The 6,156-nt window shown below is 69.6% G+C and carries 7 protein-coding genes and 2 rRNA genes; all 9 read right to left on the reverse strand.

The genetic code is table 11. The annotated features are described in order from the left end of the window. Positions 1–4 precede the first annotated feature (4 nt). Positions 5–1,066: an NAD-dependent epimerase/dehydratase family protein gene (locus tag IE212_RS03430; RefSeq protein ID WP_190196124.1), complete on the reverse strand. Its 1,062-nt coding sequence runs from the start codon at positions 1,064–1,066 to the stop codon at positions 5–7. Between the two features lie 203 nt (positions 1,067–1,269). Next, positions 1,270–1,368 carry a 30S ribosomal protein bS22 gene (locus IE212_RS03435; RefSeq protein WP_003948845.1) on the reverse strand — a complete coding sequence of 33 codons (99 nt, stop codon included), beginning with the start codon at positions 1,366–1,368 and terminating at the stop codon, positions 1,270–1,272. A 112-nt stretch (positions 1,369–1,480) separates the two neighbouring features. Next, complete coding sequence (locus IE212_RS03440; protein ID WP_004984898.1) at positions 1,481–1,693, reverse strand: helix-turn-helix domain-containing protein; 213 nt, start codon at positions 1,691–1,693, stop codon at positions 1,481–1,483. A 129-nt stretch (positions 1,694–1,822) separates the two neighbouring features. Continuing rightward, a complete protein-coding gene (locus tag IE212_RS03445; protein ID WP_190196125.1) occupies positions 1,823–2,638 on the reverse strand; it encodes a phosphatase in 816 nt (271 codons plus the stop codon). A gap of 87 nt (positions 2,639–2,725) precedes the next feature. After that, a complete protein-coding gene (locus tag IE212_RS03450) occupies positions 2,726–3,898 on the reverse strand; it encodes an acetoin utilization protein AcuC (RefSeq protein WP_190196126.1) in 1,173 nt (390 codons plus the stop codon). Then, positions 3,849–5,063, reverse strand: coding sequence for an MFS transporter (locus IE212_RS03455; RefSeq protein ID WP_190196127.1), 1,215 nt, complete (start codon positions 5,061–5,063; stop codon positions 3,849–3,851). Before IE212_RS03455 ends, IE212_RS03450 begins: the two co-directional genes overlap by 50 nt. 80 nt (positions 5,064–5,143) lie before the next feature. Then, the gene (locus IE212_RS03460) at positions 5,144–5,788 is read right to left on the reverse strand and encodes an HAD family hydrolase (RefSeq protein WP_190196128.1); all 645 of its coding nucleotides are present in this window, start codon (positions 5,786–5,788) and stop codon (positions 5,144–5,146) included. A 61-nt stretch (positions 5,789–5,849) separates the two neighbouring features. After that, a 5S ribosomal RNA gene (rrf, locus tag IE212_RS03465) occupies positions 5,850–5,966 on the reverse strand. Positions 5,967–6,051: 85 nt separating this feature from the next. Next, a 23S ribosomal RNA gene (locus tag IE212_RS03470) occupies positions 6,052–6,156 on the reverse strand; the annotation flags it as partial.

The following is a 6,156-nucleotide window of genomic DNA, read 5'->3' on the forward strand; positions in this document are numbered from 1 at the left end:
CTCCTCAGTTGGCGCTCTGCGTCGGGGGGTGACCGCCGCCCGCGATGGGCAGCGCGGCGATCCGGTCGACGGCCCCCGCAAGGGCCTCCGGCGGGAGAAGTCCGGGTCCCTGGCTGCGTGCGAAGTCCGCGAACGTCTCCGCGGTCGTGTACTTGGGCTGGAATCCCAGCGTCTCGCGCATCTGGCCCGTGGCCACGACCCGGCCGTGGGTGAGCAGCCGGATCTGCTCGGGCGAGAAGTCGGACATACCCAGCGTACGCACCAGCGAGCCCGCCCAGGTGACGGCCGGGAGCAGCAGGGGCACGGTGGGGCGGCCCAGGCGCCGCGAGCACTGGGAGAGCAGCAGGACACCGTCGCCGGCGATGTTGAAGGTGCCGCTGTTGAGAGTGCCCCGCCGCGGCTCGTGCGAGGCGATGCGCAGCACCTCGATCACGTCGTCCTCGTGCACGAACTGCAGCCGCGGGTCGTAGCCGAACACCGTCGGCAGCACCGGCAGCGAGAAGTACGAGGCCAGCGGGGTGTCCGCGGTCGGGCCCAGGATGTTGGCGAACCGCAGCACGGCCACCGCCACGTCGGGCCGGCGGCGCGCGAAGCCCCGCACGTAGCCCTCCACCTCCACCGTGTCCTTGGCGAAGCCGCCGCTGGGCAGGGACTTGGGCGGGGTCGTCTCGGTGAAGACGGCCGGGTCGCGGGGCGCGGACCCGTAGACGTTGGTGCTGGACTTCACGACCAGCCGCCGCACGCTGGGGGACTTCTGGCAGGCACCGAGCAGCTGCATGGTGCCGATGACGTTGGTCTCCTTCAGGGAGGTCCGGTTTCCGCTGCCCAGCGGGGTGCCCGTCACGTCCAGGTGGACGATCGTGTCGGCGCCCGTCTCGGCGAGCACCCGCGCGATCCCGGGCTGCCGGATGTCGGCCTGGACGAAGTCGGCCCCGCCGAGATGGTGCTCGGGCGGCACCTCGTCCACCGCGATGACCCGGTCCACGTCGGGGTCACGCTGGATCCGCCGGACGAACCGGCCTCCCAGCGGGCGGGCCACTCCGGTGACGAGCACGACCTTGCCCAAGATCAGCGCCTTCCCTTCCAGACAACCTCTTGCCCCCGCCGCGTTCCCCCGTGGGGCCAACTTAGCCGGTCGGTGTTGCGCTGTGATGACCGCCCGATGCGGCAAGTGACGGATGCAGCCGGACGTACGAGCCGACACACGTGTGGCCCCCCACCATCAGGTGGGGGGCCACACGACGCCCTCGCGGCGTCCGCGTCGCGAACTTACTTCTTGTTGCGACGCTGAACGCGCGTGCGCTTGAGCAGCTTGCGGTGCTTCTTCTTGGCCATCCGCTTGCGCCGCTTCTTGATAACAGAGCCCACGACTACCCTCGCTCACTTCTCATCACTCGGTTGTTTGGGCGCCATGGGCCCACACGACCTACGAGGGGCTAGCCTACCCAACCGAGCGCTGAGGTCGTAATCGAGGTGGTCGTCAGGCGGTTTCCACCCCCACATAGCTCTCGCGGAGGTACTCGTGAACCGCTTGCTCCGGGACGCGGAAGGACCGCCCCACACGGATCGCGGGCAGATGACCGCTGTGCACCAGCCGGTACACGGTCATCTTCGACACTCGCATCACCGAGGCGACTTCCGCCACGGTAAGGAACTGAACCTCGTTCAGAGGCCTCTCGCCAGCTGCAGCCATGACACACCTGAACCTTCCGCACTCGACGGCCACCGGCTTCCCCTTCCGGTGACTCTTCGTCGCTGCGTGCTCACTCCCCAATGTAGGGGCGGGTGATGCGAGTGGGGAAGAGGTGCACCCATCGGCGGCCTACTGTGACAGACACGCCCGATTGAGTACGTAGCGGGTAAGCGGCAGGTAGTAATCAGACCGCACGCCGTCATCAAGTGGAACGACGACGGACACGGACCCCTCGGCCTGACCCACGAACGGGGCGGGGTCGTCCGTGTCGGCCGGCCCGATGGCCTCGAACCCCAGCTGACCTGCTCCGCAGACCCACCCGTGGTCCCCGATCACCAGCTCGGGAAGCGGCCCGCCGGCCTCCGCGGCAGCGGCCAGCGCGGTCCGAACCGGGAGGGGGGAGTGCGTGTGTGCGCCGGGCTCACAACCGGGGCGTTCCCCGTCGGGAGCCCGCACCAGCGCGACTCCCCGTACGTAGTCGAGGTTGTACGTGCGTAGGCCGAACCGGGTCGTTATGTCGACACAGCGACCCTGCGCCGGGGTGAGGACGGTACATCCCGCCGCCGACAGCGCGTCTGCCAGCGCGGCGTAGAAACCGAGCAGCCGATGGGGGTGCCCGGTGCCGAGGAACACGGGCACGCGACGCCGGGCGGCATCCCCGAGCCGCTCCGCGAAGGCGTCCAGCGCCGCCAGCGTCCTCTCCGGATCGATCACGTCCTGGCCGGAAGTCCACCGGGAATCGGCCGAAACCCCGCATCTGTCCGCCATCAGCTCTACCAGGTCCTGCTGCTTCCAGGACCCTTCCGGATCGATGCCGAGCAGCACACGGGGGTCCCGGGCGGCGAAGAGCCGGTAGCTCCGCAGGCTCTTCTCCCGCGACGTGGCCACCGTCCCGGCGAGACGCGCGCCCACCAGGTGCGCTCGGAGAACTTCACGGGTCAGCACCAGGAAATCGTCCGCGACGGGGCCCGCGGCTGTCCCGGGAACCGGCGAACACCGCACGGTCGGCCTACCGAGGGCCCTCCCACGCGCTCAGGCCAGCAACCCCCGCAACGGGAACACCGCCCGCCTGGCCGCCAGCACCGCCTGGTCCAGCCGGTCCGCCGGGTCGTAGCCTCCCTCCCAGCCGGAGAAGGAGATCGGCCAGCGTCCGTCCGTCATCCGCGCCGGGGCCAACTGCCGCGTCCTGGCGAACACTTCCTGCCGCCACCCCTCGGGGATCACCGTCTCGGGCGGCACGGCCCGGTCAGCCGCGATGCCGACCAGATGGGTCCACGACCGCGGCACGACGTCCACCACCGCGTAGCCGCCCCCGCCCAGGGCCACCCACCGGCCGTCGGCGTGTTCGTGCGCCAGGTCGTGACAGGCCACCTGCACCGCCCGCTGCGCGTCCAGCGACACCGCCAGATGCGCCAGCGGGTCCTCGAAGTGCGTGTCGGCCCCGTGCTGTGTCACCAGCACCTGCGGCCGGAAGTCCGCGATCAGCTCCGGCACGACCGCGTGGAAGGCCCGCAGCCAGCCGGCGTCCCCGGTCCCGGCCGGCAGCGCCACGTTCACCGCCGAGCCCGGCGCGGAGTCCGCCCCCGTCTCCTCCGGCCACCCGGTCTGCGGGAACAGTGTCCGGGGGTGCTCGTGCAGCGAGATCGTGAGCACCCGCGGGTCCTCCCAGAACGCCGCCTGCACCCCGTCCCCGTGATGCACGTCGACGTCGATGTACGCCACCCGCTCGGCCCCGAGCTCGAGCAGCCGGGCGATCGCCAGCGACGCGTCGTTGTAGATGCAGAACCCGGACGCACCGCCCGGCATCGCGTGGTGCAGCCCGCCCGCGAAGTTCACCGCGTGCAGCGCCTCACCCCGCCACACCGCCTCCGCCGCCCCCACCGACTGCCCCGCGATGAGCGCCGACACCTCGTGCATCCCCGCGAAGGCCGGATCGTCCATCGTCCCCAGCCCGTACGACTGGTCCGCCGCCCCCGGATCCACCGACGCGGCCTTCACCGCGTGGATGTAGTCCTCCCGGTGGACCAGCCGCAGCGTCGACTCCCCGGCCGCCTTGGCGGCGACGACCTCCACCTCACGGTCCAGCCCGAAGGCGTCGACCAGTTTCCGGGTCAGGGCGAGCCGGACCGGGTCCATCGGATGCCCCGGACCGAAGTCATAGCCCGTTACTGCCTCGTCCCACATCAGCTGTGCGCGGCCGCTCATGCCCGCCACCGTATCGGTCCGGTTGAGCCGCGAACGACCGGGCGTACACGAGCGTCACCAGCACCAACACCATCGGCACAAGCATGGCCCCGCGGTAGCTCCACATGTCCCCGAGCGCACCGACCAGAGGCGAACCGATCAGGAACCCCACATAGTTGAAGACATTCAGGCGTGCGACCGCCGCATCCGAAGCCCCCGGGAACAGCCGACCCGCAGCAGCGAAGGTCTGCGGCACCAGCACACACAGCCCCAGTCCCAGCAGCGTGAACCCCAGCATCCCGACCCACGCCCCGGGCGCCCCGGCCACCACGGCGAACCCGCCCGCGGCCACCAGCGCCCCGCCCCGCACGACGGCCGCCGCCCCGAACCGCCGCACCCCGAAGTCCCCGATGGCCCGCCCCAGCAGCGTCGTGACCATGTACACGTTGTACGGCACGGTCGCCAGCTGCTCCGAGCTGCCCAGCACGTCCTGCAGGTACTTCGCACTCCAGTTGGACACCGTCGAGTCGCCGATATACGCGACGGTCATCACCAGACACAGCGGCAACAGCCACCGGAACACGACGGCCGGCCTCTCGCCGGCCGTCTCCTCCACCGGCGCCGGGTCGTCCCCGTCCACGTACCACCGGCTCCCCACCAGCACGGCCGGCAGCAGCACCAGCGCGACGGGCAGATACGACACCCACAACGCCAGACCCCAGTGCGCCCCCGCCCACGCCATCGAAGCCCCGACGATCCCGCCCAGACTGTAGGCCGCGTGGAAACTGAGCATGATGCTGCGCCCGTACGACCGCTGCAGGCTCACCCCGAGCATGTTCATCGACGCGTCCAGCACTCCGACGGCGAGCCCGAAAGCCGCTAGCGCGACGCCCAGTTCCACCATCCGCTGCCCGGCCCCGACCCCGAGCAGCGCCAGCAGCACCACGGGCTGCGACCACCGCAGCAGCCGGCTCGGCGGCACCCGCTTCACCAGCCGCTCGGTGCTCACGCTCCCGACCCCGGCGAGGATCGGCACAGCGGCCAGGAAGGCCGGCAGCAGCGCGTCGGAGACCCCGTACCGGTCCTGGATGGCCGGAATCCGCGTCACGAGCAGAGCGAAAGCGACCCCCTGCACGCAGAATCCGAACGCCAGCGAGGCCCTGCCGCGCCGCAGCACATCAGTCATGGCGGCGAGCGTAGGGCCCGGACGTACTCGTGGGTAGATCCAGCCAAAGATGAATTGTGCTCATCTTCACCGGCGGGCGGTCACACCAGCACGTCGGCCAACTCCCCCATGCTGCCGAAGAGTCCGGTGGCTCCCGTGAGCCTGGCGGCGGGTGTCATGGCCGTGAACCCGTAGACGTCCATCCCGGCCGCGAGCGCCGCCTGCACGCCGAGCGGGCTGTCCTCGACGACGACGCACCGCTCCGGCGCGGCCCCCATCCGTTCCGCCGCGTGCAGGAACAGGTCGGGTGCCGGCTTTCCCCGCCCCACATCCTGCGAGCTGAAGATCCGCTCGTCGTCGAACCACCGGTCGAGCCCGGTCGTCCGATGCCCCACACGAATTCGTTCATGACTCCCCGAGGACGCCACGCAGTACGGCACCTCGTCCACCGCGAGCTTCTCGAGCACTTCTGCGACCCCGTCCACCGGCTTGAGCTCCCGCTCGAACGCCGCGAACACCCGACCGTGGAAGACGTCGTCGAAATCCTCCGGCAGCCGCTGCCCCGTCCGCTCCTGGACGAGGTCGTGGACGCGGTGCATCGCGGACCCCATGTAGTCACGGATGGAGTCCTCGTACGAGGTCGGGTGTCCGAGCTCGGTGAGATAGGCGGCGAGCAACCGGTTGGAGATCGGCTCACTGTCGACGAGAACACCGTCATTGTCGAAGAGGACGAGGTCGTAGCGCATGGCGACGAGCCTAAACGCAGAAAACCCCGCACCGATATGGTGCGGGGTTTTCCCAATATTTGTTCGGCGGCGTCCTACTCTCCCACAGGGTCCCCCCTGCAGTACCATCGGCGCTGTAAGGCTTAGCTTCCGGGTTCGGAATGTAACCGGGCGTTTCCCCTACGCTATAACCACCGAAACACTATGAAACTGTCAGCCGCACCACGCGTGGCAGCGTGGGGCTGTTCGTGGTTTCAGAACCAACACAGTGGACGCGAGCAACTGAGGACAAGCCCTCGGCCTATTAGTACCGGTCAACTCCACACGTTACCGTGCTTCCATATCCGGCCTATCAACCCAGTCGTCTACTGGGAGCCTTACCCTCTCTA

Source organism: Streptomyces djakartensis, assembly GCF_014651075.1.
GTDB lineage: Bacteria > Actinomycetota > Actinomycetes > Streptomycetales > Streptomycetaceae > Streptomyces > Streptomyces djakartensis.